The sequence below is a fragment of the Streptomyces sp. NPDC104309 genome (assembly GCF_055584025.1).
Genome location: NZ_JBVJMV010000012.1, coordinates 97,357 through 124,166 on the forward strand (window position 1 = coordinate 97,357; position 26,810 = coordinate 124,166).

A 26,810-nucleotide genomic window follows, 5' to 3' on the forward strand; every position below is an offset into this window, starting at 1 on the left:
CCGCATTGCTCGCAAACCATGCCCAACCGCTCACCACAGAAAGACAGGACGGTGCCCCCAGTGCGCTTCTCGCAGGACTTCGCCCCGCCGGTCCGGGGCGCCCGGCGACCAGGGCGCGGGCCGGTCAGGGCCCGTGGACCGCTGGCCTCGACGACGGCCGTCGTCGCCCTGGCCCTCGTCCTGACGGGCTGCGGCGGCGGTACGGACCCGCGGGCTCCCGTCGCCCGCTCCAAGAGCGCCGAGGCCGATCGCGTCGAGCCCCTGACCACCGCACCGAGACCCCGGCTGCCGGTCACGGTGAAGTCGGCGGACGGCATCGAGGTCACCGTCGCCTCGACCGACCGCATCGTTCCGCTGACCGGTGGCCTGAGCGAGATCGTCTTCACGCTCGGCCTCGGCAAGCGCGTCGTGGCCCGCGACATCACCGCCACCTTCGAACAGGCCGCCGGGCTCCCGGTGGTGACCCGCGCCCATGACGTCTCGGCGGAGAGCGTGCTCTCGCTGAGACCGACGGTCGTCCTGGCGGAGACCACGACCGGCCCCGCGGAGGCCATCGACCAGATCCGCGACGCGGGCATCCCGCTCGTCGTCGTCGAACCCGCCAAGGAACTCGACGACGTCGGCCGCCGGATCGACACCGTGGCGGCGGCCCTGGGCGTGCCGGACTCGGGCGCCGAACTCGACGCGCGCACCCGGTCCCGCATCGAGGCCGTACGGAAGTCCGTGCCCGCCCCGGCCGACGGGCACGAGAAGCCCCGGGTCGCCTTCCTCTATCTGCGAGGCTCGGCCTCCGTCCATCTGCTGGGCGGCCGGGACTCCGGCGCGAGTTCGCTCATCGAGGCGGCGGGGGCCGTCGACGCGGGCAAGGCGTCCGGGCTGAAGAAGGACTTCACCGCCATCACCAGCGAGGCCCTGGCCAAGGCCGCGCCCGACGCCATTCTGGTGATGAGCAAGGGACTCGACTCGGTGGGCGGCGTCGACGGTCTGGTGAAGATCCCGGGCGTCGCCGAGACCCCGGCCGGGATGGACCGGCGGATCGTCTCCATCGACGACGGCGTGCTGCTGAACTACGGGCCGCGCACGGACCGGGTGCTGAGCGAACTGGTCGCCGGGCTCCACCGGAAGGCCGGGGCGGACACGTGACCACCTCCTACGGCGAACGCGCCCGGCCTGCCACCACAGCGCCACCGGAACCCCGGACGCCCGGACGCCCGCGCGCCACCGGCCTCGCCCTGACCGCGGGGCTGCTCGCCGCCCTCGTGGTGTGCTGCCTGCTCTCCGCCGGAATCGGCGCGTACAACATCCCGCTCGGCGACGTCCTCGCCTCCGTCCAGCACCGGCTCGGCCTCGGCGGCGCCGCGCTCGACCGGGTCGGGGAGAGCGTGCTGTGGAACGTACGGCTGCCGAGGGTCGTCCTGGCGCTGCTCGTCGGGGCGTCGCTGGGCTGCGCGGGCGCCCTGATGCAGGGCGTGTTCGGCAATCCGCTCGCCGAGCCCGGGGTGATCGGAATCTCCTCCGGCGCGGCGGTCGGTGCCGTCGCCTCGATCTCGCTCGGGCTGAACTTCCTCGGCAACTGGACCATCACCGTCTGCGCGTTCGTCGCCGGGCTCGCGACGGTGCTGCTGGTGTACACACTGTCGCGGTCGGGCGGCCGGACGGAGGTCGTGACGCTGATCCTCACCGGGATCGCGGTCAACGCCTTCGCGGGTGCGCTGATCGGACTGTTCGTCTTCTTCGCCGACAACGCGCAGATCTCACAGATCGCCTTCTGGCAGCTGGGCTCGCTGGCGCAGGCGACCTGGCCCAAGGTGCTCGCCGTGCTGCCGTGCGCGGCACTCGGGCTGCTCGTGGCGCCGTTCCACTCCCGGAAGCTGGACCTCCTCGCGCTCGGCGAGCGGCCCGCCCGGCATCTGGGGGTCGACGTCGAGCGGCTGCGGATCACGCTCGTCCTCGTGGTGGCACTGCTGACCGCCGCCGCGGTGGCGGTCGCCGGGATCATCTCGTTCGTGGGGCTGCTGGTCCCTCATCTGCTGCGGATGGCCAACGGTCCCGGGCACCGCTTCCTCGTCCCCGCCAGCGCGCTCGGCGGTGCCCTGGTGCTGGTGGCGGGCGATCTCGCGGCCCGCACCGTCGCCGCCCCCGCCGAGCTGCCGCTCGGCGTGCTGACCGCGCTCTTCGGCAGCCCGTTCTTCTTCTGGCTGCTGCGCAGGACCCGTCGTAGGCAAGGTGGTTGGGCATGAGAACGCCGAGGAATCCGTTCCGGGGACGAGGCCGACGGCTGCTGCCCGCTCCCGTCCCGTCCGGCTCCCCCGTCGCCGAGGCGCGCGGGCTGCGGGTGCGGCTGGGCCGGCGGTTGGTACTCGACTCCATCGAACTGACCGCGTACGCGGGCGAGGTGCTGGCGCTCGTCGGGCCCAACGGGGCGGGAAAATCGACCCTGTTGGCGGCGCTGGCCGCCGATCTTCCCGCCGAGAGCGGCGGGGTGCGGATCGACGGGCGCCCGGTCGCCGACTGGTCCGCCGCCGAACTGGCCCTGCGCCGGGCGGTGCTGCCGCAGTCCGCCGCGCTGTCGTTCCCGTTCCCGGTGGCGGACGTCGTACGGATGGGGCGGGCGCCGTGGGCCGGGACGGAGCGGGCGGACGAGGACGATCCGGCCATCGCCGCGGCGATGGCCGCCACCGAGGTGACCGGGTTCGCCGAACGCCCCTTCTCCGCACTGTCCGGTGGCGAGCGGGCCCGGGTCGCGCTGGCCAGGGTGCTGGCACAGCGCGCCCCGCTGCTGCTGCTCGACGAGCCGACCGCCGCGCTCGATCTGCGCCACCAGGAGCTGGTACTGCGGATCTGCCGGGAGCGGGCCGCCGCCGGGGACGCGGTCGTCGTCGTGCTGCACGATCTGGGGCTGGCCGCGGCGTACGCGGACCGGGCCGCCGTGCTGCGCGACGGGCGGATCGCGGTGGCGGGCCCGCCCGTCGAGGTGTTCACGGGCGAGCTGCTCGGCGAGGTCTACCGGCAGCCGGTCGAGGTCTTCCCGCATCCGCGCACCGGGGCGCCCCTCGTCGTACCGACACGAGGGACTTGACCTTTCCATGAGCCTTCCGTGAGGCGATCGTGATCTCTCCGCTCCCGCACCGCCGGGATGAGAGCTGAATCACTGCACGGGTGGGTACGGGTCAGGTAAGCCTCGGTTAAGTTAGGTCTGCCTCACCTTCCTATGTCCGACCTTCTCCCGCTTCTCCTTCATCCTCTGTGGAGCCCGTATGCGAGCCGTTCGTTTCTCCGTCGTCACCGCTGCCGCGACAGTGGCAGCCCTGACCGCCGTCACGGGCTGCGCGCAGAAGAGCGACGGAAAGGGGGACAACGCCCTGCAGGTCGTCGCGAAGGACGACGCCTGCGAGCTGTCGAAGAAGAAGCTGCCGGCCGGTCACGTCGAACTGGCCGTACAGAACAAGGGCTCGAAGGTCACCGAGGTCTACGTCCTCTTCCCGGACGACCGCATCGCCGCCGAGCGCGAGAACATCGGCCCCGGCACCAAGGCCACCATCACCGCCGAGGTGAAGGCCGGTTCGTACAACGTCGTCTGCAAGCCCGGTATGAAGGGCAAGGGCATCCGGCAGCAGATCGAGGTCGCCGGCGGCACCGCCGCCAAGCGCAGCCCCGAGATGGACAAGGCCGTGGCGGAGTACCGCACTTATGTCCAGGCCCAGGCCGACGAGACGCTGCCCAAGGCCAAGAAGTTCACGGACGCCGTGGCCGCCGGTGACGTCGAGGCCGCCAAGAAGATCTACGCCGACTCCCGGCTCGGCTGGGAGCGCACCGAGCCGGTCGCCGAGTCCTTCGGCGACATCGACCCGAAGGTCGACCTCCGCGAGGACGGCCTGGAGGACGGCCAGAAGTGGACCGGCTGGCACCGTCTGGAGAAGGCGCTGTGGCAGGAGAAGAAGCTGGGCGCCGAGGAGAAGGCCCTGGCGCCGGTCCTCTACAAGGACCTGCTCGACTGGCAGAAGCGGGTCGGCACGGCGGACATCACCCCGACCTCGATGGCCAACGGCGCCAAGGAGCTCCTCGACGAGGTCGCCACCGGCAAGGTCACCGGCGAGGAGGAGCGCTACAGCCACACCGACCTGATCGACTTCAAGGGCAATGTCGAGGGTGCGGAGAAGTCCTACGAGCTGCTCAAGCCGATCGCCTCGAAGAACGACCCGACGCTGACGGCGACCCTGGACAAGCAGTTCGCGGCACTGAACACGCTGCTGGACAAGTACCGCAAGGACAAGAGCTCCTACGAGTTCGTCTCGTACGAGAAGGTCGGCAAGGCCGACCGCAAGGAGCTGTCGGACGCGGTCAACGCGCTGGCCGAGCCGCTGTCCCGGCTCGCCGCCGCGGTGACGAAGTAACGGGCCGGGAGGAACCGGGATGTCCGAGGACACGCAGAACACCACCGTGGACGAAGCCGGGACCGGTGGCCGTGCCCCGTCCCGTCGGGCGCTGCTGGGCTGGGGCGGCGCCGGGCTGGCGCTGGGCGCCGCCGTGGCGGGTGGCGCGGTCGCCGCGGTGCGGCCGGGGAGCGACGCGGTACCGACCGCGGACAGCGGTGCGGCCGTCGCGTTCCACGGCGCGCACCAGGCCGGTATCGCCACCGCCGTACAGGACAGGCTGCACTTCGCCGCGTTCGACGTGACGACGAAGGACCGCGCCGAGCTGATCTCGCTGCTCAAGGAGTGGACCCGGGCGGCCGAGCGGATGACGGCCGGTCACGCGGTCGGCGACGGTGCCTACGGTGGTCTCGCCGAGGCCCCGCCGGACGACACGGGCGAGGCGCTGGGGCTCAAGCCGTCCCGGCTCACGCTCACCATCGGCTTCGGCCCCTCGCTCTTCGCCAAGGGCCGGTTCGGCCTGGAGGACAGGCGCCCCGAGGCGCTCGTCGATCTGCCGAAGTTCTCCGGCGACAATCTCGACGCGGCCCGCAGCGGCGGCGACCTCTGCGTCCAGGCGTGCGCGGACGACCCGCAGGTCGCGGTGCACGCCATCCGCAACCTCGCCAGGATCGGCATGGGCCGCACCGCGATCCGCTGGTCCCAGCTCGGCTTCGGCAAGACGTCCTCGACGACGCCCGACGCGCAGACCCCGCGCAACATGATGGGCTTCAAGGACGGCACCCGGAACATCTCCGGAACCGACACCGCCGCCCTGGACAAGCATGTGTGGGTGGGCGAGAAGGACAAGACGGCCTGGATGACCGGGGGTTCGTACCTGGTGGCCCGGCGCATCCGGATGCACATCGAGACCTGGGACCGCGCGTCGCTCCAGGAGCAGGAGGACGTCTTCGGCCGCGACAAGGGCGAGGGCGCCCCGGTCGGCAGATCCAAGGAGCGCGACGAGCCGTTCCTGAAGGCGATGCTGCCGACCGCGCATGTGCGGCTCGCGCACCCGGACAGCAACGACGGTGCGACGATCCTGCGCCGCGGGTACTCCTTCACCGACGGAACGGACGGCCTCGGACGGCTCGACGCCGGGCTGTTCTTCATCGCCTACCAGCGCGATTCCCGCAAGGCGTTCATTCCGCTGCAGCGGCGCCTCGCGGCGAACGACGCACTCAACGAGTACATCCAGCACGTGGGTTCGGCGCACTTCGCCGTCCCGCCGGGCGTCCGCGACAAGGACGACTGGTGGGGCCGGGCGCTGTTCTCGTAGAGAAGGAGAACCGAGACGTGTTCAGTAATTTTCTGATCGGCCTGCGCGAAGGCCTTGAGGCCAGCCTGGTCGTCTGCATCCTCATCGCCTACCTGGTGAAGACCGGCAACAAGAGCAAGCTGGTGCCGATCTGGATCGGTGTCGGTATCGCGATCGTCGTCAGCCTGGCGTTCGGCGCCGGTCTCGAATTCGGTTCGCAGGAGATGACGTTCAAGGCCCAGGAGGCACTCGGCGGCTCGCTGTCGATCGTCTCGGTCGGCCTGGTCACCTGGATGGTCTTCTGGATGCGACGCACCGCGCGGCATCTGAAGACGGAACTGCACGGCAAGCTCGACGCGGCGCTCGCGATGGGCACCGGCGCGCTGGTCGCCACGGCGCTCCTCGCGGTGGGCCGGGAGGGCCTGGAGACCTCGCTGTTCGTGTGGCGTGCGGTGCACGCGGCGGACGACGGCTGGCACCCGATGATCGGCGCGTTCCTCGGTATCGCGGCCGCCGTCGTGCTGGGCTGGCTGTTCTACCGCGGCGCGCTGAAGATCAATCTGTCGAAGTTCTTCACCTGGACCGGCGGCATGCTGGTGATCGTCGCCGCGGGCGTGCTCGCGTACGGCGTCCACGACCTGCAGGAAGCCGAGTTCCTGGGCGGTATCCACAACCAGGCGTTCGACATCAGCGCCACGATTCCGCCGGACAGCTGGTACGGCACGCTGCTGAAGGGCACGTTCAACTTCCAGCCGGACCCGACCGTTCTTCAGATCACGGTGTGGGGGCTGTATCTGATCCCCACCCTCGCGCTGTTCCTCGCCCCGGTAGGGTTCGGACGGTCAGTGGGGGCGACGGATCAGAAGGCGCGGAAAGCAACGGATGAGAAGCCTGAGGCCGATTCGGCTGGCGACGGGGCTCGCGACGGTGACGGTGCTGTCCTTGACGGCGAGCGCGTGCGTGACGGTGCACGGCGAGCTGGAAGTGGTGCCGGCGGCAACCAGGTCTGAGGCCGCCCGGGCGCTGAAGGAGTTCACCGCCGCGTACAACGCGGCGGACAAGGCCTACGACCCGGCTCTGGACGCGGACCGGGTCGCGGGCCCGCTCGGCGCGATCAACCAGGCCGGGCTGAAGGCGCGGCAGAAGAACAATCCGAACGGCAACGCGAGCCACACGCCGTTGGAGCTGACCGACGCCAGGTATCTGATCCCGAAGAAGGCCGGCTGGCCGCGCTGGTTCCTCGCGGACACCGACTCCAACCGCGACGAGGACACCGGGAAGCTGGACACCCGCTGGCTGCTCGTCTTCGTCAAGTCCGGGCCCGGCGCGGGCTGGAAGACCACCTATCTGTCGGTCGTCCCGTCGTCCCAGGTGCCCCGCTTCTCGAAGGACGACGACGGCCGGGCCGCACCGGTGGCCCCGGACAGCCCCGAACTGGCCGTGGCACCGGAGGATTTGAGCATTCGGTACACGGAGTACCTGCAGAAGGGCACCCCGGACGTCTTCGCCCCCGGCGACGCCACTTCGGGCTGGCGGGAGGCGCGCCGCACCACCCGGCGGGCGGGCTTCTCGTACCAGTACATCGATCAGCCGCTGGACAGCGGCACGTTCGCCCCGCTCGGCCTGAGGACGGACGACGGCGGGGCGCTGGTCTTCTTCAGCAGCAAGCACTTCGAACGGCAGACCGCGGCGAAGGGACTGCGTCCGCCGCTCAACGCGGATGTGGAGGCCCTGCTGACCGGTGAGGTGCGGTCCACCCTCACCAAGGAGCGGGTCTCCAGCGAGCTGGTGTACGTGCCGAAGAAGGGCGCGAAGGACGGCAAGGTGGTCATGCTGAACCGGCTGCCGGGCCTGACGGCGGCGAAGGGTTCGTGACCGGGGACGGAATCGAGCCCGTCGCCCAGGATCCGTCCGGCACCGGTCCCACCTGACCGGCCAGGGTCTTCCGTTCGGATCGGGCCGGACCGGCGAGCCCGGTGCGATCCGGGCGAAAAGCCCTAACGGCTCATCGGCCACGCCACCGAGCCGTGGTCGAGATCGCCCTGGTCCGCCGCGTCCGCGTACTGCGCACACGCGTCGGTGAGCGTCTCCAGCAGTGTCAGCGGATCGGGCAGCGGGTTCTCCGGCCCCCGCAGCCACCCCACGTCCAGCTCACCGGGAAGCCTGGCCGGCGGCAGGAGTACGTAGCTGCCGCGGCAGTGCCAGCGCAGTCCCGGATGCTCGTCCATGGTCTCGGGGTGACAGTCCAGCTCGCACGGCCACCACTCGTCCTCGTCCTCGGGGGTACCGCGGGTGGCGGTGAAGAAGAGCATCCGGTCGTCGCCGGACCGGGCGACGGGGCCGACGTCGATGCCCGCGGCGAGGAGCCGCTCCAGTGCCTGGCTGCCGGCGGAGAGCGGGACGTCGAGCACGTCGTGGATCATGCCGGTCGCCGTGATGAAGTTGGCCTGGCGCTGGCTGCGTGCCCAGCGCTCGATCTGGGCCCGGTCGGTGGTGGACTGCGTCTGCCAGGCGAAGGAGATGGGGTGCCGGGCGGGAGTGGGACAGCCGATGCGTTCACAGGAACATCGGTAGCCGACCGGATGGGCGGCGGGCGCGATCGGCATTCCGGCCTCGGCGACGGCCAGGAGCAGCGCCTCCCGGGCGGTGTCGTCGACCTCGCGCTGCTGCGGTTTGGGTCGGCGGCGAAGCCATTGGGAAAATTTGCTCTCGGAGCCGCGATAACGGCCGAAATCGGCGCCCATCTATCCCCTTACCTCTGCGTTGCCCCTGTCCATCGTCCCACCATCCTGCGCCTCGGGTGGCCGGACTCCCGAAGCGGGGTACGTCGGACAGCGCCATGAGCTGGGCACTATCGCACTTCTTGTCATGAAATGACGGGTGCGTCTGAGTGCCGTGTCAGCCCGCGCAGGGTGTAGTCGACGATCGCGTCCGCGTACTCATGGGTGAGCGGGAGGGTCCGCAGCAGCCAGCGGTGGGTGAGCGGTCCGACGAGGAGCTCCAGGGCGATCCGCGGATCGACGTCGGCGCGCACCTGGCCCGCCTCCTGGGCGGCGCGCAGCCGTGCGGCGTACAGCTGGAGCGACGGGTCGAGCAGCTTCTGGACGAATTCGGCGCCGAGCCGCGGATCGACGATCCCCTCGGCCGCCAGCGCCCTGGTCGGCGCCTCGAAGGCGGGGTCGGTCAGCTCGTCGACGGTGGCCCGCAGCACGGCGCTGAGGTCGGCCGCGAGATCACCGGTGTCCGGGATTCCCCGCGTCCCGCCCCCGCCGCTCTGCTCGGCGGCCCGGTCGCCGAGGGCGACGAAGGCGTCCAGGAGGACGGCCGCCTTGGAGGGCCACCACCGGTAGATCGTCTGCTTCCCGACGCCGGCCCGTGCGGCGATGGCCTCGATGGTGGTCCTGGGGTAGCCGACCTCACCGACCAGGCCGAGAGCCGCGTCATGGATCGCGCGGCGCGAGCGCTCGCTGCGGCGGCTGGAGTCGGGCGGCCTGTTCTCTGCCATGCCGGTCAATCTGGGGCCTCTCGCTCGGATCATGCCGGGCAGCGGCACGAGTCGATGCGTATCGTCCCATCGCTGTCAGGAACCACCCGATCGGATCACTGCACAACCGGCCCCGGAGAGCGGACCATGGGCTCACGCACACACCCGTGCGAAGTCCCTCGGCAGGCCACCCCTGCCGTGTTCGTGAGGAGCCTTCGTTGCCTCGTGAAGCCACACCCCGCCGTTACCTGATGTGCGCTCCGGCCCACTTCAGGGTGACGTACTCCATCAACCCCTGGATGGACCCCAGCAAGCCCGTGGACCTCCCCCTGGCCCAGACCCAGTGGGAGGACCTGCGCGACCGCTACCGCGCCCTCGGGCACACCGTGGAACTGCTCACGCCCCGGCCCGAGCTGCCCGACATGGTCTTCGCCGCCAACGGCGCCACCGTCGTCGACGGCCGCGTTCTGGGTGCCCGGTTCGCGTACCGGGAGCGGTTCGAGGAGGCGGAGGCCCATCGTGAGTGGTTCCGGGCCGACGGCTTCACCGAGATCCACGAACCGGCCCACGTCAACGAGGGCGAGGGCGACTTCGCGGTCACCGCGTCGTACCTCCTGGCCGGCCGGGGCTTCCGGTCCAGCCCGCTCTCGCACGACGAGGCGCAGGAGTTCTTCGGCCGCCCGGTGATCGGGCTCGACCTGGTCGACCCGCGTTACTACCACCTGGACACGGCGCTGTGCGTGCTCGACGAGGCGGGGGACGAGGTCATGTACTACCCGGGCGCCTTCTCGCCGGGCAGCCGGTCGGTGCTGGCGCGGCTCTTCCCCGACGCGCTGATCGCCGGGGAGGCGGACGCGGCGGCGCTCGGCCTGAACGCGGTGAGCGACGGGCTCCATGTGCTGCTGCCGCAGGCCGCCACGGGCCTGCTCGATCCGTTGCGGGCACGCGGCTTCGAGCCCGTGCCGATGGATCTGGGCGAGCTGCTGAAGGGCGGCGGCAGCGTGAAGTGCTGCACGCAGGAGCTGCGCGGGTAGCCGGCCCGTCCGGGGGTTCGGGCGTCCGGCGGCCGTCAGTCGCCGGAACGGTTCGGGCGTCCGACCGCCCTCAGACGCCGGAGCAGTTCGGCCGTCCGACCGCCCTCAGACGCCGGAACGGCCCGCGTCGTGCGGCGGCCACTCGTCGCCCCACGCGATGTCCCGGGCGGCCCGGTACAGCTCGCCGTGCCGCTTGGTGACCGTGGCGCGCCGCAGCGCCTCGTCGCGGGTGCACAGGTCCAGCAGTACCTGCCCCTTGCGGATCTGCGGTTTGCGGGTGACCCGCGCCCGGACGGGCTCCGTCCCGAAACGGGTCGCCACGACATAGCTGAACTTCTCGTCCTCGTACGACAGCGAGCCACCCTTGACCTGCCGGTGCAGCGAGGACCGGCTGACCCGGGCCGAGAAGTGGCACCAGTCCGTGCCCGGCTCGATGGGGCAGGCGTCGTCGTGCGGGCACGGTGCGGCGACCTTCAGCCCGGCGGCGATCAGCCGGTCGCGGGCCTCGATGATCCGGGCGTAGCCGTCGGGGGTGCCCGGCTCGACGACCACGACCGCCTGTGCCGCGGCCGCCGCGGTGTCGACGAGGCCGGTGCGGACGTCCGCAGGCAGTTCCTTGAGCACGTAGGAGATGGTGACCAGGTCCGTGGGTGCGAGGTCGAGGCCCGCACCGATCCGGGCCCGGCGCCACTCGGCGGCGCGCAGGGCGGGGATGCCGGAGAGCGCGGCCAGTTCACGGCCGAGGGCGAGTGCGGGCTCGGCCCAGTCCAGGACGGTCGTCCGCGGCCCCTCCCAGGCCCCCGCCACGGCCCAGCTCGCCGCTCCGGTACCGCCGCCGATGTCGGTGTGCGTGGCGGGCGCCCAGTCCGGGGCGGCCTCCTGGAGCGCGGCGAGGGCGGAGCGTACGGCTTCGAAGGTCGCGGGCATCCGGTACGCGGCGTACGCGGCGACGTCGGAGCGGTCGCGGAGCACCGGGGCGTCCGTGGGGGTGGTCCCGCGGTAGTTGGCGATGAGCCGGTCGACGGCCTGGGCGGCCTGCTTGGGCGGCAGCCCGTCGAGCAGTCCGGCCAGCGCCGTGCGCAGGGCTTCCGCGGTGGGGAGGGTGGCGTTCACCGACGAATTGTAGGCGGAGGCCACCCACCCGCTTCCGGCCCGGCACCGATGGCGAACCGCAATGCCCGCGAACTGCCGCGGGCCGTGCGCCAGTTGCTACGCTGACCGGCGCGAGGTCGGGATCGCCCATCGAGGGAAACCATGAGACAGAAGATCGTGCGCCTGGTTCTGGTCGGCGGAGTTCTCCTGCTTGCCATGCTTCTTCTGCTGGCCACCTGCGGCAGCGGTGAGAAGAGCTCCGACAAGTCGAAGAAGCAGGTCAGGACGAGCGCGTCCACGGTGACGCGGCTCACCGTTCCCTCCGTGTTCGCGCCGGAGCGCGGCTGGGAGCTCATCGGCACCTCGCCCGACTACGCGATCTCCCGGACGACGGGCAGCCTCGCCTACCTGGTGCGGGTCTCGGACGGCAAGTACCAGCTGCGGACCATCGACTCGGAGACCGGGGAGGCAGGCTGGCACGGGGAGACGTGGCGGCCCCCGTCCCCGCAGCACTTCCCGAAGCTCGTCCCGGTCACCGTGGGCGACCACGAGTACTTCGTGACATGGGCGTACGGGAAGGTCGGCGAGAACGCGCTGACCCCCGCCGACACGATCATCTCGCTGGATGTCTACGACGTGCAGGACGGCTCCCGGCGGCGCGTCGAGGTGCCGTGGAACTCCGTGCCGACGATCTCCACCACCGGCCCCGGCATCCTCATCAGCGACGGCCGGACGAACAGCGCGGTCGTCGACCCGGTGACCGGCCGGGTGTCGACGGTCACCGCCCCCGCGCTCAAGTACCCGAAGGGCTGCACGACCTGCAAGCAGCTCACCGAGGTGCGCGGCATGACGGAGAAGGGCCTGCTGGCCAGCGGGGCCAAGGAGTTCTGGGTGCAGGGCGGCTGGTTCAGCCGCGATGTCGCCCCCAAGGGCACCGACCGGCTCAGCGGCATCCCGACCGCGGTGATCCCGGGCCTGGTGCTGGCGAAGTGGCAGCTCGCGAAGGGGGCCAAGCGCGCCACCACCCACGACCTGTGGACGGTGCACGACGTGGAGACGGGCAAGCCGCTCGCCTCGGTGGAGTGCAGCAAGCCCGCGATAAAGCCGGGCCAGTACCCGCAGCTCGTCTCCGCGCCCTCGGGGAACTTCCTGGTGGCCGGGCCGCTCGCCTTCGACCTGCTGACGAAGCGGGGCTTCTGCTTCGAGGGGACGGACGGCACGAAGCCGCTGACGCTGGTGTCGGTGAACGACGACGGCATCGCGTACGGCGCGGCGAACGCCCGCAACGCGGCGGACGTACTGGCCGGCGGCGGCACCCCCGTCGCGGTCGCGATCAGGAGCGGCACGACGGGCGCCCTGCCCTCGAACCAACTGGTCCCGGGCGTGGTGACGTCGGACGGGGTCGGCCTGTTTCGCTGGACGGACGAGAAGGACCGCCCACATCTGATCGGCTACCCGGCCGCCCACTAAGGGCTGTGACCGGAAGGGTTTGCGAGCCGGCACACCCTTCCGGTCACAGCACCAGCCGCGGCCTGTCCTGCCGTACGGAAACCCGCTCGCGCCGCACCGTCCCCCGTGCCGCCACCTCGGGCCGGACCTGATCAGCGGCAGGACCCGGGGCTGAGACCGCCAGGGACTTCGTGCGGATCAGCCGGGCATGATCCGGACGAGGGGCCCTACGCCGCCCGCTGCCAGGGCCGGCACAGCCCCAGGAAGCAGGCCATCGCGCCCGCCGCGCACACCAGTTGCACAAGCGCCATCGGGACGGCCGTGTCCTCGCCCGCGATCCCGACGAGCGGCGAGGCGACGGCCCCGATCAGGAACGACGACGTGCCGAGCAGCGCGGAGGCGGATCCGGCCGCGTTCTTCGTACGCATCAGGGCCTGCGCGTTGGTGTTCGGCATCGCGAGCCCCATCGCCGACATCAGCACGAAGAGGCCGGCCGCCACCGGGACGAGCCCCACGTCCCCGAAGACCCCTGAGGTCATCAGCAGGAGCGCGGCCGCGGCCAGCACGATGACCGAGAGGCCGAAGGCGAGCGCCTTGTCCAGGCTGATCCGGCCGACCAGCACCTTGCCGTTGATCTGGCCCACGATGATCAGACCGACCGAGTTGATGCCGAAGAGCAGGCTGAACGTCTGCGGCGAGGCCCCGTAGATCTCCTGCACCACGAACGGCGAGGCGCTCACGTACGAGAAGAGGGCGGCGAAGGCGAGGCTGCCCGCGATCATGTAGCCGGTGAAGACCCGGTCGGCGAGCAGCCCGCGCATGGTGCGCAGCGCGTCGACGACGCCACCGGTGTGCCGGTCCTGCGGCGGCAGGGTCTCGTGCAGCCACTTCCAGACGATCAGGGTGAGGGCCACGCCGACGACGGTGAGAACGGCGAAGATCCCCCGCCAGTCGGTGAACCGCAGCACCTGGCCGCCGATCAGCGGGGCGACGATCGGCGCGACGCCGGAGATCAGCATCAGGGTGGAGAAGAACCTGGCCATCTCCACGCCGTCGTACATGTCGCGCACCACCGCGCGGGCGATGACGATCCCCGCCGCACCGGCCAGACCCTGCAGGAGACGGAAGCCGATGAGGAGTTCCGTGGTGGGGGCGAAGACACAGATCGCGGTGGCGACGACGTAGATGATCATGCCGAGGAGCAGCGGCCTGCGTCGCCCCCACCGGTCGCTCATCGGTCCGACGACGACCTGTCCGAGCGCCATGCCGGTGAGGCAGGCGGTGAGGGTCAGCTGGACGGTCGCGGCGGAGGAGTGCAGGGAGTCGGTGACCGCGGGCAGCGCCGGGAGGTACATGTCCATGGAGAGCGGCGGCAGCGCGGTGAGGCCGCCGAGGACCAGGGTGACGAGGAGTCCGGTGCGCCGGGCCGCTTCGGCGGCGGCCGGATTCCCGGGAGGTGTGCCGGTGGCCGCGGGCTCCTCGGCCCCGGTCCCGGTGGTCGATATGTGTGTGCGTTCCTGCTGGGCCCGGCTTGCGCCGCTCTCCGGCATTCTCATCTCCATGTCGTTGAATCCGCCCCTATGCTCTCAGCTCAGCCGTACTGGTCGAGACCTTTTTGGGGAGCAGTCATGACAGGCATGAGCGGGTCCTTGCGTTGGGGTGTACTGGCGACCGGCGGCATCGCCGCGACGTTCACCGAGGACCTGCGGGCGATGCCGGACGAGGAGGTGGTGGCCGTCGCATCCCGTACGGACGCCTCGGCGCAGGCGTTCGCGCAGCGGTTCGGGATACCCCGGGCGTACGGCAGCTGGGCCGCTCTCGCCGCCGACGACGAGGTCGACGTGGTGTACGTCGCGACGCCGCACTCGGCGCACCGGGAGGCCGCCGCGCTCTGCCTGGAGGCCGGGAAGCACGTGCTGTGCGAGAAGGCGTTCACGCTCAACGCGCGGGAGGCGGACGAGCTGGTGAAGCTCGCCCGGGACCGCGGCCTCTTCCTGATGGAGGCCATGTGGACGTACTGCAACCCGGTCATCCGGCGCATGACGGAGCTCGTCCGGGACGGCGCCATCGGCGATATCCGTACCGTGCAGGCCGACTTCGGGTTCGCGGGCGACTTCGGCCCCGGACACCGTTTGCGCGACCCGGCACTGGGCGGTGGCGCGCTGCTGGACCTCGGGGTCTATCCGGTGTCGTTCGCCCAGCTGCTGCTGGGCGAGCCGGACCGGGTGCAGGCCGACGCGCTGCTCTCCCCGGAGGGCGTCGATCTGAACACGGCCATGCTGCTGGGCTGGTCGCAGGCCGGCGCCTCGGCACTGCTGAACTGTTCGATCGTCGGGGACACCCCGGTCACCGCGGCGATCACCGGGACGAAGGGGCGGATCGACTTCCCGCACGGATTCTTCTACCCGGAGCGCTTCGTGCTGCACCGGCCGGGAAAGGAACCGGAGGAGTTCACCGCGGGGGCGGCGGGCGCGGGGCTGCGCGGGATGCAGTTCGAGCAGGCGGAGGTGGCTCGGGCGCTGCGGGCGGGCGAGACGGAGTCGCCGCTGGTGCCGCTGGACGGTTCCCTGGCCGTGATGCGGACGCTCGACGCGGTGCGTGACCGCATCGGCGTCCGCTACCCGGCCGACGACCTCGGCTGACCGGAACCCGTCCGCGCAGGGCCTTACGCGGGCGTGAGGCCCTGGTTCCCCACCTCCGTGACGAACGATCCGGCCGTCGCGACGGGCGCGCCGGGTACGGTGACGGCCGACACCGTGCGGTAGTCGGCACGCGCCCGCTCGCGGCCCAGCGTGATGACGGCGTAACCGCGGCGGCCGTTGAAGAACTTCATGTGCGGATTGGCCCGCATCTGGTTGTTCCAGCTGCCGGGCCTGTCCGAGCCGTCCTTGCCGCTCGTGATGGACGTGGCGACGATCTCCGTGCCGACGGTGCGGGACGACGGGTTGTCGAAGTCCTTCTTCAGGTCGAAGCCGTAGCCGACGTGCACATCGCCGGTCAGCACCATCAGGTTGTGGATTCCGGCGGCCTCGGCCCCCCTCAGGACCCGGTCGCGGGAGGCGGGGTAGCCGTCCCACGCGTCCATGGACAGCTTGAAGGCGTCGGTGGGCACATCGCGCCGCTGGGCGAAGGTGACCTGCTGCGGTACGACGTTCCAGGTGGCCCGCGAGGCGTGCCAGCCGCTGAGCAGCCAGCGCTCCTGGGCGGCGCCGGTCAGGGTGCGCGACGGGTCCTCGGACTCCGGTCCCGGCTTCTGCCAGCCGTCGCCGTACGCCTGGTCGCTGCGGTACTGGCGGGTGTCGAGGATGTCGAACTGGGCGAGGGCGCCGAAGTGCAGACGCCGGTAGAGCTTCATGTCCGGACCGGTCGGCCGCTGCGGGGTGCGCAGCGGCTGGTTCTCCCAGTACGCCCGGTAGGCGGCGGCGCGCCGCAGCAGGAACTCCTTCGCCGGTACGTCGTTCTCGGGGGTGTCGCCCGCGTAGTTGTTCTCGGTCTCGTGGTCGTCCCAGGTGACGACGAAGGGGTGCGCGGCGTGGGCGGCGCGCAGATCGGGGTCGGACTTGTAGAGGCCGTACCGCAGCCGGTAGTCCTCCAGCGTGACCGTCTCCCTGTTGAAGTGGGCGGGGAGCGTGCGGCCGGTGTGGTTGCGGGCGCCGCCGGTCGCGTTGACGGCGTACTCATAGAGGTAGTCGCCGAGGTGGAAGACGACGTCGACGTCCTCCCCGGCGAGATGCTTGTACGCGGTGAAGTAACCGTCGTGGTAGGCCTGGCAGGAGACGGCGGCCAGGCTCAGCGCGCTGTTGCCGGCGCCGCGGGCGGGCGCGGTGCGGGTCCGGCCGACGGGGCTGGTCCACGCGCCGGCGCGGAAGCGGTAGTAGAAGACGCGGTCGGCTTCGAGGCCCTTGACCTCGACGTGGACGCTGTGGTCGAACTCCGGGTGGGCGGTGGCCGTTCCACGCCGGACGATGCGGGAGAAGCGCTCGTCGCGGGCGAGCTCCCAGCGCACCTGGACGCGGGCCCGGGGCAGTCCGCTGCCGGGCTCGTACGGCCGGGGTGCGAGTCTCGTCCACAGCAGGACCGAGCCGGGCAGCGGGTCGCCGGAGGCGATGCCGAGGGTGAACGGGTCGTCGCTGATCCTCCGGGCGTCCAGCTCGGCGGCGCTCGCGGTGCCCGCGGCCGGCAGACCGACCGAGAAGGCGAGCGCGGCGGCAGCACCGGTGACGGTGAGGAAACGGCGGCGCCCGACGTGCCTGGCGGCGTCGCGCATCTCCTGCTGGTGCGATGAGTACGTCATCTGTCCCTCCCCTGGCTGGTGGTGTGCTCTCGCAGTCCACCGGTCCAGCACATCGAGCGGTTGTCGTGTTCGCGTTGCTCCGGCGTCGCGCGGATGAGGAACGCGGCAGGAATGGGTCCACCCGGCAAAACGCGCATACAGGACGGGAACCATGATCATCACCCATCGCCGTCCGAAGGGTGAACCCGCCGCCCCGCGTGCCTTCTTGACCCCATGTGGCCCCACGCGGCCCGCGGAACGCGAAGGCGTACGCTGCGGCGCCATGAGCAACAAACGGTTGAACGACTCGAAGACGGCGGTCGTGACGGGCGCGGGCTCCGGAATCGGCCGCGCGGTGGCCCTCGCGCTGACCGGCGCCGGCTGGTCGGTGGCGCTCGCGGGCCGACGCCCCGACCCCCTCGCCGAGACCGCCGCGCTGGCCGGGGAGAAGGCCCGGGTGATCACCGTCCCCGCCGACGTCTCCCGCCCCGAGGACGTGGCCGCCCTCTTCTCCTCGGTACGGGAGTGCTTCGGCCGCCTCGATCTGCTCTTCAACAACGCGGGCACGTTCGGCCCGCGTTCCGTCCCGGTCGAGGACGTCTCGCTGGAGGACTGGCGCGCGGTCGTGGACGTGAACGTGACGGGCGCGTTCCTGTGCGCGCAGGCGGCGTACCGGCTGATGAAGGCACAGGACCCGCAGGGCGGCCGGATCATCAACAACGGTTCGATCTCCGCCCACGCGCCGCGCCCCCACTCGGTCGCCTACACCACGACCAAGCACGCCATGACGGGCCTGACGAAGTCGCTGTCGCTGGACGGCCGTCCGTACCGGATCGCCTGCGGTCAGATCGACATCGGCAACGCGGCCACGGACATGACCGAGCAGATGCGGACGGGCATCCTCCAGGCCAACGGCGAACTGGCGGTGGAGCCGGTGATGGCGGCGGCGGACGTGGCCCGGACGGTGCTCCACATGGCGGAGCTGCCCCTGGAGGCGAACATGCAGTTCGCGACGGTCCTGGCGACGGCCATGCCGTACGTGGGACGCGGCTGACGGATCCGCCCGAACCGGGCGCCCGGCGCGCGCGGTTGCCGCCCGGTCGACCGCTTCTCGGCCGGAGTGCGGCATTTCCGCCCGGACGGGTGTGCGCTGCCCCTATGCTCACAGTTCTTCACCGGAACTCCACGCAAGGATCACGGCATGCACATATGCACCGCGGCACCGCTCGCCCTGGCCGCCGCCACCGCCCTGGCCGGCTCGCTGCTCGCCACGGCCCCGGCCTCGGCCGCCTCGCACCAGGGCGGGCTGCACCTCGGCAGGATCCAGTACGACAGCCCCGGCAAGGACACCCGCACCAACGCCTCCCTCAACGCCGAGTGGGTGGACATCCACAACAACGGCAAGTCGAAGCTGCAGCTCAAGGGGTACAAGCTCAAGGACAACACCGGCTACACGTACACCTTCGGCAGCTACACCGTCGGCGCGGGCAAGACCGTCAAGGTCCACACGGGCAAGGGCAGGAACGGGTCGGGCCACGTCTACTGGAACCGCGGTTCGTACGTCTGGAACAACACCGGTGACAAGGCCCGGCTGATCAAGCCGAACAGCAAGCTCCAGGACTCCTGCTCCTGGACCAGGTCGGACAAGGGCGTCAAGAACTGCCACTGAGCCCGGCGACCGCGGCCCGGGACATTCCCGTCCGGCCCACCGGGCGGGAATGTCCCGGGCCGCGGCAGAGTTGACCTGCGGCATGACCCAGAACTCAACCAACGGAATCCTGCGCTACACCGCCTTCTCCGCCGACCCGGAGGGCGGCAATCCGGCAGGGGTCGTCCTCGACGCGTCCGGCCTCGACGCCGCGGCGATGCTCGCCGTGGCGGCGGAGCTGGGCTACAGCGAATCGGCCTTCCTGACCGGGCGGAACGAGCGGGGCGACGAGGGACCGCCGGCCGCCCGGGGGTACACGATCCGCTACTTCAGCCCGAAGGCCGAAGTCCCGTTCTGCGGCCACGCCACCGTGGCGACCGCCCTCGCACTCGCCGAGCGCGACGGCCCCGGCGATCTGGTGTTCAGCACCCGCGCGGGTACGGTCCCGGTCACCGTCACCCAGGAGGGCACCGAACTCCGCGCCACCCTCACCAGCGTCGAACCGGACGTCATGGACATCGCCCCGGACGACCTGGCGGAGGCGCTCGCCGCCCTGGACTGGCCGGCCGCCGATCTCGACCCGGCCCTGCCGCCCCGGATCGCCTACGCGGGCGCCCGCCACCTGGTACTGGCCGCCGCGACCCGTGAGCGCCTCGCCGACCTCCGTTACGACTTCGCACGCCTCGAAGCCCTGATGCACCGGCTGGACCTGACCACCCTGCAGCTGGTGTGGCGGGCGGCGCCGGACGTCTTCCACGTCCGCGACCCGTTCCCGGTCGGCGGTGTGGTCGAGGACCCCGCCACGGGTGCGGCGGCGGCCGCCTTCGGTGCCTATCTGCGCGCCCTGGGACTCGTCCCGGACACCACGGTCCTCACCCTTCACCAGGGCGAGGACATGGGCCGTCCCGGCACCCTCACGGTCGAACTGCGGGCGGGCGATGCCCGGGTGCGGGTGAGCGGTACGGGCACCCGGATCGGGGACTGACGCACGCACGCCCCGTGGGCCGTCACCGGCCGAGGTGACCGCGGTACCACGGGGCGTGCTGGGCGAACCCGGTCGTGAACCCCTCGCCCGGTTCCCAGTCGAAGTCCCGGCCGACCCGTTCGTCCGTGAACCAGTGGTCCACGGCGAGCATGCCGAGGTGGTGCAGCGCGTACGGGACGCCGGCGAGCCGTTCGCGGGCCGTGTCCACGTCGATGCCCGCGGCTCCCCAGGGCAGCCGCAGCCCGTCGACGACCGTGGACAGCAGCTGCGAACAGCTCACCGGTTCGGGATGGTTGACGTGGTAGACCCCGGCCGGCTCCTTCGGGGAGAGCGCCGCGCTCAGCAGCGCCCTGCCCAGCGCCCGGACGTCGATCATCGAGTGCCGCGCCTCGCACCCGTTCAGACCGGCCGAGAGCTGCCGGAGCAGCCCGACCAGTCCGGGCACGGCCCACCGGTCCCCGGCCCCGTACACGATGTGCGGGCGCACGACGGCGCCGCCGGCCGCGAGGACATGCCGCTCGGCGGCGGCCCGGGTCAGGCTGGTGACCGAGGCCGGGGCGGGCTCGGCCTGTCCGGGCCGCAGCCGGGTGAACGGCCCACGGCCGTAGACGGATGCCGTGCTCAGCTGGATGATCCGGGTGACCCCGCAGCGGGCCGCCTCTTCCACCAGCGCACGAGTTCCTTGATCATTTATGGACCGGGCGGTCGGTTCGTCACCGCCGATCGAGGAGGCGCAGTGGATCACCGCGTCGACGCCCTCGCAGCTGCCGCGCAGCGTCGCGGGATCGGCGAGATCCCCGTACACCGTCTCGGCATCGGGCCCGGTGGGTGCGGCGAGGGCGGTCCGGTGGGTCATCAGGCGCAGCCGGAGACCGGGGACGGACCGGGCCTCGGCCACCACGTGGCCGCCGATGAAACCGGTCGCGCCGGTGATGAGTACGCGCGATGTCATGACAGGTCATTCTGCCGGTCGTCCTGCCGGCTCCCCCGATCGCCCGCCGCGTCGTGCCGCGGGCCAGGGGATTCGAGGGTGCAGCTGAAGACCGTCTCACCGTCCTGTGTCGCCGAGACCTGCACCGCGGCCACTGTGGGGTCGCCGGCCGGCACGGGCCGGGCCTCGACCCAGCAGGGGCGGTCGAGTTCCACGTACCGGACGAAGTCCGTCTTCACCGACACCGGGAGGAAGCAGTGGCCGGGGGTGACGGCCACGGCCGCCTGACGGGCCGCCTCCAGCAGCAGAATGCCCGGCACATGGTCATTGGGCCGGGCGAAGAGCGTCGGATGCGTGGTGTCGAGCCGAAGCTGCCAGACGTTCCGCCGCGACGTCGGCGACAGGACGACATCGCGCTCATCGGTCCTGCCCACCTCGCCCGGTGCGACGGCGGGCAGGAGGGGTATCGGGGCGCCGATGACGTCCCGCCGGTCACCCCGCAGCCTGCCGTACACCTTGGCCGAGGTGCAGCTGATGCGTCCGCCGCCGCTGGCGAGGACGGTGCCGAGGCGGTGCAGGAGCAGTTCGACATGCATGGAGCCGATGCTCCGGCCGCGCCGCCGGATCCGGGAGCAGGACACATCCACGGTGATGTCCCAGGGCGCCTCTCCCACCAGCAGCTGATCGGACTCGCAGACGTACGCCAGCTCCCACATCAAGAACTGGTCCCCCACCGGGACGCCGAACGCCGCGTGGCCCAGGAGCATCGTCGTCTGACGCATGGTTTCCGCGATCAGCAGCGGGTCCTGGTGGCGGCCCGACACAGGGACGAAGAAGCGGTGCGCGTGCGGCCAGCGGGCCGACACCGAGAACTGGGTCTCGGTCTGCCGGGTCCAGCCGGTGGGAAAGATGTCCTCGGCATCGGACCGGTGGACCAGCGGCCCCAGGAAGTCCGCCTCGGCCCGTCTCTCCCCCGACTCCGCCCCCTCGGCTCCGGGGGCCCCGGTGGATTCGGCGGACCCGACACCCTCGACGGAGAGCGAAGCGCTGTGCGAGGTGAGCTGAACCATGAGTTTTCCTCCCAGAGGATCCATACCGGGAGGGCAGGCAGCCCCCGCAGTAAGATACTGACAGTCCGGTTTTCCTATCCAGCCATATCCCAGTGGCGCTGACCACGCCACGACTGAGAGAGACTCGTAGCTGATGGCACAGCAGGCGCGCGCGATCCAGACTCGACGGTCGATCCTGGTGGCGGCCGCCGCCGTTTTCGATGAACGCGGCTACAGCAGCGCCACCATCAGCGAAATCCTCGCGCGGGCCGGTGTCACCAAGGGTGCGCTCTACTTCCATTTCACCTCGAAGGAAGACCTGGCTCTCGGGGTGATGGACGTGCAACTGGACAGCGATCCACTTCCCCCACAGCTGACGAAGCTTCAGGAATTGGTCGATCAGGGTATGTTGCTCGCCCACCGGCTCCGCCATGAGCCGCTGGTGCGCGCCAGTGTCGGACTGGCCATGGACCAGGCGGTGGAGGGGCTCGACCGGGGCACCCCGTTCCGTGCCTGGATAGACCGGCTCGAACATCTGCTGACCGCCGCGGGGAGCCAGGGCGAGCTCCTGCCGCACGTCAGCCCCCGCGAGACCGCCGAGATGCTGGCCGGCTCCTTCTCCGGCATTCAAGTGATGTCCCAAGCCCTGTGCAAGCGCGAGGACTTGGGGCGACGGATCTCGGTCCTTCTGCACTACGTGCTGCCGAGCATCTCGACCCCGGCGGTGCTGGCCACGCTCGACATGGCCGAGGACCGGGGCGAGCGCTTGATCGGCACCATGGGGTCGGTGCCCAGCCAGGCCGGCGCGCCCGGCTGACGGAGGGGAGCCGGGTCAGCGGGCGCGGGCGAGGAAGATGTCGGTGACCTGGTGCACATCGATGCCGCCGCCGTGCGCGTCGAGGCAGCCCGGCGGCCGTTCGGGGGCGAGGACGGCCGGACGATCACCGGTCGCGGTGAGGTGCGCTCGTCGTGCGGACAGCCCCTCGGGCTTGGGAGCGCGGAGCCGGACCGACCGCTCAGAGGATCGGCGGACGCCCCAGCCGAGTCATGTGCCACACCGTGCGCCACTTCATCGCCTTGCGCGGGCCACAAGGCGTCCGAATGCCCTCGCCGAAACCGCCCCACCATGCTGTGATCCCCGTCAAGGACCGCATCCGCGCCATGGCGAGAAGGATCCATACGCCGAGATAGACCGGGATCAGGAGCACGGGCAGTCGGCGACGGGCCAGCCAGACGCGGTTCCGTGCGGTGAACCGGTAGTGGACCGCATGGCGAGCAGGAGACGTCCTCGGATGCTGGAGGACGAGCTCGGGTTCGTAAAGGATCTTCCATCCTGCGTCTAGCGCGCGCCATGCCAGATCGGACTCCTCATGCCCGAAGAAGAACTCCGCAGGCCACAGGCCGATCTGCCGGAGCATGGGCATCGAGAAGGCATGGCCGCCGCCCAGGAAGGCGGTCACCGGACCACGGCGCATCGGATCGTCAGCGCGCAATCGAGGAACCCAGCGTCGCTCCGTGTGCCCGTGCTCATCAGCGACCCTGAACCCGATGATCCCCAGTTTCGGATCCGTCGCGAACAACTGCTGGACCCTGCGGAACACGTCATCGGCGATCAGCAGCCCGTCGTCGTCCAACTCGATGACGACATCGACCTCGCCCGACTCGCGCAGCATCTTCAGCCCGACGTTGCGACCGCCGGGGCAGCCGAGGTTCTCCTCCAGCGGAACCTTGGTCACGTCCGCCGTGACATCCGTGAGCGGTGTCGCGTTGCCGATCAGCACCACCCGCGTCGCGGGCACATCCTGCTTCTCCACAGAGGCCAGCAGGGCCTCCAGCTCCCGCGGGCGAGTGCCCATCGTCACGACGACAACTCCGATACGCGGCAACGGCATGGCGGTGAACTCCCGGGGTCGACGACCGTGCCGATATTAGGGGCTGTCCCGTGACCCCCGGTGGATCAGCGGGCGGCGTGCATCGCCTCTCCGCTGCCGCGACGGAGCGGAACGCGGAGTTCTGCGGTTCGCCGGGCCCCCGGGAGGTCGTGGCCCACGGCCGGATCACGACGTCCGCCCGGCCGGATCCGGCGCGGTGGCGCCCTCGTCGTACGGGAGGATCCGCCGCAGCAGTCCCCTGGGGTGGCCCCGTCGGCGCCATTCCCTGGGGTAGCCGATGGAGACCTCCTCGAAGCGCACCCCGTCGTACCAGGTCGTACGGGGGATGTGCAGATGTCCGTAGACCATGGCCGCCACATTGAAGCGCCGGTGCCAGTCGGCGGTGAGCTCGGTGCCGCACCACTGGGCGAACTCGGGATACGTCAGGACGTCCATCGGCCGGCGGACCAGGGGCCAGTGGCCGGCGATGACCAGTGGAATCTCCGGATCGTGTGCGGCCAGGCGCCGCTCCGTCGCCGCCACCCGCGCCCGGCACCAGGCATCACGGCTCGGGTACGGGTCGGGGTGCAGCAGGAACTCGTCGGTGCACACCACCCCCGTCCCGTGCGCGTACGCCAGGGACTCCTCCTTGGTCGTCGTGCCCGGCGCCCGGAAGCTGTAGTCGTACAGCACGAACACGGGCGCGACGGCCACCGGCCCCTCGGGTCCGGGCCACAGCGGGTAGGGGTCCTCCGGAGTGGTCACCCCGAGGCCCCGGCACAACTCGACCAGATGCTCGTACCGTTCCTGGCCCCGCAGCTGCACCCGGTCGTGCTTGGTCGTCCACAGCTCATGGTTCCCCGGGGTCCAGATCACCTGCGCATACCGGCCCGCGAGCAGCCGCAGTGCCCACTCCACGTCCTCGATCTGCTCCGCGACATCACCGGCGACGATGAGCCAGTCCTCGTCCGAATCCGGCCGCAGGGACTCAGTGATGGGACGATTGTCCTTCACCCCGACGTGAAGATCGCTCACCGCCAGCAGAGACCCGCGTTTCCCATTGGCACGATCCGTCATGGAGAACCTTTCCCGAGGAACGACTGGACAAGATCGTGCCCCATGAAGCGGCCTGGCACATCACCCCCTGTGCGGCTGTCGCGCCTGTGTCGCAGGTGTTTCCTGCACGGCAAGGTGATCAACGCACACAGCAGCACCACGAGAACGCACGGAAGAAGCCACCGAGAACTCGTCATATTCTCGATGGGATCCTGCTTCCGTTCCGCGGTGGCCGGCACTGCGGCATCGCGTTTCCACCCGGGGCCCGGCTACTACCGGCTGTCGCGGGGCGGCCACATTCTCCTCACCGTTCCCGGATTGACATGCAGTGCCCCGGTGGGACGCTTGAAGGGGTTGCCCGGCGGGGCCGTACCTCCAGGCTGCGACCGGCGAGTCGACGGGAACCAGGTCGGTCGCCGGTACCGAGGCGGGACTCACGGTGATTCTTCTCGCCGTCTCCGCTTCTTCGGATGAGGGTTCTTCCGTTTTTCCGAGAACTCATGCCGATACCGCGCAGGTGCAGAAATCACAGTCCGTGAGTCCCTTCGACCGAAATTCGGAACGCCGAAAAGAAGGAGAGTCGCTCATGAAGGCGCTGGTGTACGACGGTCCGCATTCGGTGAGCGTGAAGGACGTGCCGGACGCGAGGATCGAGCGGCCGACGGATGTGCTGGTGAAGATCACCTCGACGAACATCTGCGGGTCGGACCTGCACATGTACGAGGGACGTACGGACATGGAGACGGGGCGTGTCCTGGGCCACGAGAACATGGGCGAGGTCGTCGAGGTCGGTGACGGTGTGGACCGGGTCAGGGTGGGGGACCTGGTCTGCCTTCCGCTCAACATCAGTTGCGGGTTCTGCCGCAACTGCGACAGGGGACTGACGGCGTTCTGTCTGACCACGCCCGTGGATCCCAAGATGGCCGGTGCCGCGTACGGCTTCGCGGGGATGGGCCCGTACAGCGGCGGTCAGGCGGAGTTCCTGCGGGTTCCGTACGGCGACTCCAATTGTCTGGTGCTGCCGGAAGAGGCCCGGGAGAAGCAGACCGATTACGTGATGCTGTCCGACATCTTCCCGAGCGGCTGGCACTGCACCGAACTCGCCGGTGTGCAGCCGGGTGAGACCGTCGTCATCTACGGTGCCGGTCCCGTCGGCCTGATGGCAGCGCTGTCGGCGAACCTCAAGAGCGCCGCGAAGGTGATGGTGGTGGACCGTCATCCCGACCGGCTGCGTCTGGCCGAGGAGATCGGCGCGATCCCCATCGACGACTCCAAGGCCTCACCGATCGACCAGATCAACGAGCACACCAACGGGCTGGGCGCGGACCGCGGGTGCGAGTGCGTGGGCTACCAGGCTCACGACGCGCAGGGGCGCGAGCACCCGAATATGACGCTGAACAACCTGGTGCACTCGGTGAAGTTCACCGGCACCATCGGGGTCGTGGGAGTCTTCCTGCCCCATGATCCCGGCAGTCCGGACAAGCTGTACAAGGAGGACGGCGAGGTCGCCTTCGACTACGGCCTGTACTGGTTCAAGGGCCAGTCGATGGGCACGGGGCAGGCCAACGTCAAGGCCTACAACCGCCAGCTGTGCGCGTTGATCGAGCAGGGCAAGGCGAAGCCTTCGTGGATCGTCTCCCACGAGCTGCCGCTGGACCAGGCCCCCGACGGCTACCAGCACTTCGACGCCCGGGACGACGGCTGGACCAAGGTCGTCCTCCACCCCGACGGCACCGGCTGAACCGGGCCCGGTCGCCCTTGGGCCTGCCGCCCGAGGGCGACCGCGAAGGGGCTCGTCGGCGTTCCCGCAACGAAAAATCCGTCCTGACCCGTGACAGGTCGGGACGGCAGACGAGTCGGGCTGTACGCCGGGTTCTGTCGCCCGGTCGCCTCGCGGCGGCCGGGGAGACGGCCATCCATCTAGGACCGGCATTGCTGCCGGTCTCGTGCGGTCTACCCGCGAACTCGGGCGGGCAGCCCTCGAACATTCGCGCAGGGCCGTCTCGCGACGGCCCCTCTTGACCTTGCTCCGGGTGGGGTTTACCTAGCCGCCTGAGTCACCTCAGGCGCTGGTGGTCTCTTACACCACCGTTTCACCCTTACCGAGGACCGAGGTCCCCGGCGGTCTGTTTTCTGTGGCACTGTCCCGCGGGTCACCCCGGGTGGCCGTTAGCCATCACCCTGCCCTGTGGAGCCCGGACGTTCCTCGGGGAGATCCGAGGATCCCCACGCGGCCGTCCGCCCGGCTCGTCTGCCGTGCCGACCATG

Annotated in this window: 24 protein-coding genes and 1 other RNA gene; 15 read left to right on the forward strand and 10 right to left on the reverse strand. The window is 70.6% G+C overall.

Features of this window, described 5'->3' with window-relative positions; genetic code table 11:
* Nucleotides 1–60: 60 nt before the first annotated feature.
* The 7 genes from ACZ68L_RS19300 (at nucleotide 61) to ACZ68L_RS19330 (ending at nucleotide 7,545) form a co-directional block, all read left to right on the forward strand.
* Nucleotides 61–1,143, forward strand: a complete 1,083-nt coding sequence (locus tag ACZ68L_RS19300; protein WP_469578422.1) for a heme/hemin ABC transporter substrate-binding protein — start codon at nucleotides 61–63, stop codon at nucleotides 1,141–1,143.
* Nucleotides 1,140–2,240 (forward strand): FecCD family ABC transporter permease, encoded by a 1,101-nt coding sequence (locus tag ACZ68L_RS19305; RefSeq protein ID WP_469578425.1) that lies wholly within the window; start codon nucleotides 1,140–1,142, stop codon nucleotides 2,238–2,240. The genes ACZ68L_RS19300 and ACZ68L_RS19305 overlap by 4 nt, the downstream gene beginning before the upstream one ends.
* Entirely contained in the window at nucleotides 2,237–3,079 is an 843-nt protein-coding gene (locus ACZ68L_RS19310; protein WP_469578427.1) for a heme ABC transporter ATP-binding protein, read from the forward strand. Before ACZ68L_RS19305 ends, ACZ68L_RS19310 begins: the two co-directional genes overlap by 4 nt.
* Nucleotides 3,080–3,257: 178 nt before the next feature.
* Nucleotides 3,258–4,394: an iron uptake system protein EfeO gene (efeO, locus tag ACZ68L_RS19315; protein WP_469578429.1), complete on the forward strand. Its 1,137-nt coding sequence runs from the start codon at nucleotides 3,258–3,260 to the stop codon at nucleotides 4,392–4,394.
* 19 nt (nucleotides 4,395–4,413) lie between these two features.
* Nucleotides 4,414–5,691, forward strand: coding sequence for an iron uptake transporter deferrochelatase/peroxidase subunit (gene efeB, locus ACZ68L_RS19320; RefSeq protein WP_469578431.1), 1,278 nt, complete (start codon nucleotides 4,414–4,416; stop codon nucleotides 5,689–5,691).
* A 17-nt stretch (nucleotides 5,692–5,708) separates the two neighbouring features.
* On the forward strand, nucleotides 5,709–6,680 hold the full coding sequence (gene efeU / locus ACZ68L_RS19325) for an iron uptake transporter permease EfeU (RefSeq protein WP_469578432.1): 972 nt from the start codon (nucleotides 5,709–5,711) through the stop codon (nucleotides 6,678–6,680).
* Nucleotides 6,613–7,545: an SCO2278 family lipoprotein gene (locus ACZ68L_RS19330; RefSeq protein WP_469578434.1), complete on the forward strand. Its 933-nt coding sequence runs from the start codon at nucleotides 6,613–6,615 to the stop codon at nucleotides 7,543–7,545. The genes efeU and ACZ68L_RS19330 overlap by 68 nt, the downstream gene beginning before the upstream one ends.
* A gap of 122 nt (nucleotides 7,546–7,667) precedes the next feature.
* On the opposite strand, the gene ACZ68L_RS19335 is transcribed toward ACZ68L_RS19330, so the two are convergent.
* Together ACZ68L_RS19335 and ACZ68L_RS19340 are read right to left on the reverse strand one after the other, a co-directional pair.
* Nucleotides 7,668–8,414, reverse strand: coding sequence for a bifunctional DNA primase/polymerase (locus ACZ68L_RS19335; protein ID WP_469578436.1), 747 nt, complete (start codon nucleotides 8,412–8,414; stop codon nucleotides 7,668–7,670).
* A gap of 122 nt (nucleotides 8,415–8,536) precedes the next feature.
* The gene (locus tag ACZ68L_RS19340) at nucleotides 8,537–9,175 is read right to left on the reverse strand and encodes a TetR/AcrR family transcriptional regulator (RefSeq protein ID WP_469578438.1); all 639 of its coding nucleotides are present in this window, start codon (nucleotides 9,173–9,175) and stop codon (nucleotides 8,537–8,539) included.
* A 197-nt stretch (nucleotides 9,176–9,372) separates the two neighbouring features.
* Between ACZ68L_RS19340 and ddaH the strand changes: the two genes are divergently transcribed.
* Nucleotides 9,373–10,188 (forward strand): dimethylargininase, encoded by an 816-nt coding sequence (ddaH, locus tag ACZ68L_RS19345; protein WP_469578440.1) that lies wholly within the window; start codon nucleotides 9,373–9,375, stop codon nucleotides 10,186–10,188.
* A gap of 105 nt (nucleotides 10,189–10,293) precedes the next feature.
* Here the strand turns inward: ddaH and ACZ68L_RS19350 are convergent, their stop codons facing one another.
* Nucleotides 10,294–11,301 carry a small ribosomal subunit Rsm22 family protein gene (locus ACZ68L_RS19350; RefSeq protein WP_469578442.1) on the reverse strand — a complete coding sequence of 336 codons (1,008 nt, stop codon included), beginning with the start codon at nucleotides 11,299–11,301 and terminating at the stop codon, nucleotides 10,294–10,296.
* A gap of 141 nt (nucleotides 11,302–11,442) precedes the next feature.
* Here ACZ68L_RS19350 and ACZ68L_RS19355 point away from each other — a divergent pair, with 141 nt between their 5' ends.
* Nucleotides 11,443–12,750, forward strand: coding sequence for a hypothetical protein (locus ACZ68L_RS19355; protein ID WP_469578444.1), 1,308 nt, complete (start codon nucleotides 11,443–11,445; stop codon nucleotides 12,748–12,750).
* A 206-nt stretch (nucleotides 12,751–12,956) separates the two neighbouring features.
* On the opposite strand, the gene ACZ68L_RS19360 is transcribed toward ACZ68L_RS19355, so the two are convergent.
* On the reverse strand, nucleotides 12,957–14,279 hold the full coding sequence (locus ACZ68L_RS19360) for a multidrug effflux MFS transporter (RefSeq protein WP_469578446.1): 1,323 nt from the start codon (nucleotides 14,277–14,279) through the stop codon (nucleotides 12,957–12,959).
* Between the two features lie 87 nt (nucleotides 14,280–14,366).
* On the opposite strand from ACZ68L_RS19360, the gene ACZ68L_RS19365 reads away from it, so the two are divergent.
* Nucleotides 14,367–15,371, forward strand: coding sequence for a Gfo/Idh/MocA family protein (locus tag ACZ68L_RS19365; RefSeq protein ID WP_469578703.1), 1,005 nt, complete (start codon nucleotides 14,367–14,369; stop codon nucleotides 15,369–15,371).
* Nucleotides 15,372–15,394: 23 nt separating this feature from the next.
* On the opposite strand, the gene ACZ68L_RS19370 is transcribed toward ACZ68L_RS19365, so the two are convergent.
* On the reverse strand, nucleotides 15,395–17,023 hold the full coding sequence (locus tag ACZ68L_RS19370) for an alkaline phosphatase D family protein (RefSeq protein ID WP_469578448.1): 1,629 nt from the start codon (nucleotides 17,021–17,023) through the stop codon (nucleotides 15,395–15,397).
* 262 nt (nucleotides 17,024–17,285) lie between these two features.
* Here ACZ68L_RS19370 and ACZ68L_RS19375 point away from each other — a divergent pair, with 262 nt between their 5' ends.
* The 3 genes from ACZ68L_RS19375 to ACZ68L_RS19385 all read left to right on the forward strand — a co-directional run bounded on the left by ACZ68L_RS19375 (nucleotide 17,286) and on the right by ACZ68L_RS19385 (nucleotide 19,635).
* The gene (locus tag ACZ68L_RS19375) at nucleotides 17,286–18,056 is read left to right on the forward strand and encodes an SDR family oxidoreductase (RefSeq protein ID WP_469578450.1); all 771 of its coding nucleotides are present in this window, start codon (nucleotides 17,286–17,288) and stop codon (nucleotides 18,054–18,056) included.
* A 147-nt stretch (nucleotides 18,057–18,203) separates the two neighbouring features.
* A complete protein-coding gene (locus ACZ68L_RS19380) occupies nucleotides 18,204–18,671 on the forward strand; it encodes a lamin tail domain-containing protein (RefSeq protein WP_469578452.1) in 468 nt (155 codons plus the stop codon).
* A gap of 82 nt (nucleotides 18,672–18,753) precedes the next feature.
* On the forward strand, nucleotides 18,754–19,635 hold the full coding sequence (locus tag ACZ68L_RS19385; protein WP_469578453.1) for a PhzF family phenazine biosynthesis protein: 882 nt from the start codon (nucleotides 18,754–18,756) through the stop codon (nucleotides 19,633–19,635).
* 22 nt (nucleotides 19,636–19,657) lie between these two features.
* Here the strand turns inward: ACZ68L_RS19385 and ACZ68L_RS19390 are convergent, their stop codons facing one another.
* Nucleotides 19,658–20,587, reverse strand: coding sequence for an NAD-dependent epimerase/dehydratase family protein (locus tag ACZ68L_RS19390; RefSeq protein ID WP_469578455.1), 930 nt, complete (start codon nucleotides 20,585–20,587; stop codon nucleotides 19,658–19,660).
* The gene (locus ACZ68L_RS19395; RefSeq protein ID WP_469578456.1) at nucleotides 20,584–21,636 is read right to left on the reverse strand and encodes a ScbA/BarX family gamma-butyrolactone biosynthesis protein; all 1,053 of its coding nucleotides are present in this window, start codon (nucleotides 21,634–21,636) and stop codon (nucleotides 20,584–20,586) included. Before ACZ68L_RS19395 ends, ACZ68L_RS19390 begins: the two co-directional genes overlap by 4 nt.
* A 133-nt stretch (nucleotides 21,637–21,769) precedes the next feature.
* Here ACZ68L_RS19395 and ACZ68L_RS19400 point away from each other — a divergent pair, with 133 nt between their 5' ends.
* Nucleotides 21,770–22,432, forward strand: coding sequence for a ScbR family autoregulator-binding transcription factor (locus ACZ68L_RS19400; protein WP_469578458.1), 663 nt, complete (start codon nucleotides 21,770–21,772; stop codon nucleotides 22,430–22,432).
* Between the two features lie 199 nt (nucleotides 22,433–22,631).
* Here ACZ68L_RS19400 and ACZ68L_RS19405 read toward each other — a convergent pair whose 3' ends face one another.
* Nucleotides 22,632–23,507 (reverse strand): glycosyltransferase family 2 protein, encoded by an 876-nt coding sequence (locus ACZ68L_RS19405; protein ID WP_469578460.1) that lies wholly within the window; start codon nucleotides 23,505–23,507, stop codon nucleotides 22,632–22,634.
* A gap of 165 nt (nucleotides 23,508–23,672) precedes the next feature.
* Nucleotides 23,673–24,563: a metallophosphoesterase family protein gene (locus ACZ68L_RS19410; RefSeq protein ID WP_469578461.1), complete on the reverse strand. Its 891-nt coding sequence runs from the start codon at nucleotides 24,561–24,563 to the stop codon at nucleotides 23,673–23,675.
* Between the two features lie 565 nt (nucleotides 24,564–25,128).
* Between ACZ68L_RS19410 and ACZ68L_RS19415 the strand changes: the two genes are divergently transcribed.
* The gene (locus ACZ68L_RS19415; RefSeq protein WP_469578463.1) at nucleotides 25,129–26,283 is read left to right on the forward strand and encodes a glutathione-independent formaldehyde dehydrogenase; all 1,155 of its coding nucleotides are present in this window, start codon (nucleotides 25,129–25,131) and stop codon (nucleotides 26,281–26,283) included.
* Nucleotides 26,284–26,390: 107 nt separating this feature from the next.
* Here the strand turns inward: ACZ68L_RS19415 and rnpB are convergent.
* An RNA gene (rnpB, locus tag ACZ68L_RS19420) (RNase P RNA component class A) lies at nucleotides 26,391–26,792 on the reverse strand.
* Nucleotides 26,793–26,810 lie beyond the last annotated feature (18 nt).

What these genes read in the sequence shown, in the direction of transcription:
- ACZ68L_RS19310 (WP_469578427.1), top strand. Translation starts at nt 2,237, where the DNA reads ATGAGAACGCCGAGGAATCCGTTCCGGGGACGAGGCCGACGGCTGCTG.
- efeO (WP_469578429.1), top strand. Translation starts at nt 3,258, where the DNA reads ATGCGAGCCGTTCGTTTCTCCGTCGTCACCGCTGCCGCGACAGTGGCA.
- efeB (WP_469578431.1), top strand. Translation starts at nt 4,414, where the DNA reads ATGTCCGAGGACACGCAGAACACCACCGTGGACGAAGCCGGGACCGGT.
- ACZ68L_RS19335 (WP_469578436.1), bottom strand. Translation starts at nt 8,414, where the DNA reads ATGGGCGCCGATTTCGGCCGTTATCGCGGCTCCGAGAGCAAATTTTCC.
- ACZ68L_RS19340 (WP_469578438.1), bottom strand. Translation starts at nt 9,175, where the DNA reads ATGGCAGAGAACAGGCCGCCCGACTCCAGCCGCCGCAGCGAGCGCTCG.
- ACZ68L_RS19355 (WP_469578444.1), top strand. Translation starts at nt 11,443, where the DNA reads ATGAGACAGAAGATCGTGCGCCTGGTTCTGGTCGGCGGAGTTCTCCTG.
- ACZ68L_RS19360 (WP_469578446.1), bottom strand. Translation starts at nt 14,279, where the DNA reads ATGCCGGAGAGCGGCGCAAGCCGGGCCCAGCAGGAACGCACACACATA.
- ACZ68L_RS19365 (WP_469578703.1), top strand. Translation starts at nt 14,367, where the DNA reads ATGAGCGGGTCCTTGCGTTGGGGTGTACTGGCGACCGGCGGCATCGCC.
- ACZ68L_RS19370 (WP_469578448.1), bottom strand. Translation starts at nt 17,023, where the DNA reads ATGACGTACTCATCGCACCAGCAGGAGATGCGCGACGCCGCCAGGCAC.
- ACZ68L_RS19375 (WP_469578450.1), top strand. Translation starts at nt 17,286, where the DNA reads ATGAGCAACAAACGGTTGAACGACTCGAAGACGGCGGTCGTGACGGGC.
- ACZ68L_RS19380 (WP_469578452.1), top strand. Translation starts at nt 18,204, where the DNA reads ATGCACATATGCACCGCGGCACCGCTCGCCCTGGCCGCCGCCACCGCC.
- ACZ68L_RS19385 (WP_469578453.1), top strand. Translation starts at nt 18,754, where the DNA reads ATGACCCAGAACTCAACCAACGGAATCCTGCGCTACACCGCCTTCTCC.
- ACZ68L_RS19390 (WP_469578455.1), bottom strand. Translation starts at nt 20,587, where the DNA reads ATGACATCGCGCGTACTCATCACCGGCGCGACCGGTTTCATCGGCGGC.
- ACZ68L_RS19395 (WP_469578456.1), bottom strand. Translation starts at nt 21,636, where the DNA reads ATGGTTCAGCTCACCTCGCACAGCGCTTCGCTCTCCGTCGAGGGTGTC.
- ACZ68L_RS19400 (WP_469578458.1), top strand. Translation starts at nt 21,770, where the DNA reads ATGGCACAGCAGGCGCGCGCGATCCAGACTCGACGGTCGATCCTGGTG.
- ACZ68L_RS19405 (WP_469578460.1), bottom strand. Translation starts at nt 23,507, where the DNA reads ATGCCGTTGCCGCGTATCGGAGTTGTCGTCGTGACGATGGGCACTCGC.
- ACZ68L_RS19410 (WP_469578461.1), bottom strand. Translation starts at nt 24,563, where the DNA reads ATGACGGATCGTGCCAATGGGAAACGCGGGTCTCTGCTGGCGGTGAGC.
- ACZ68L_RS19415 (WP_469578463.1), top strand. Translation starts at nt 25,129, where the DNA reads ATGAAGGCGCTGGTGTACGACGGTCCGCATTCGGTGAGCGTGAAGGAC.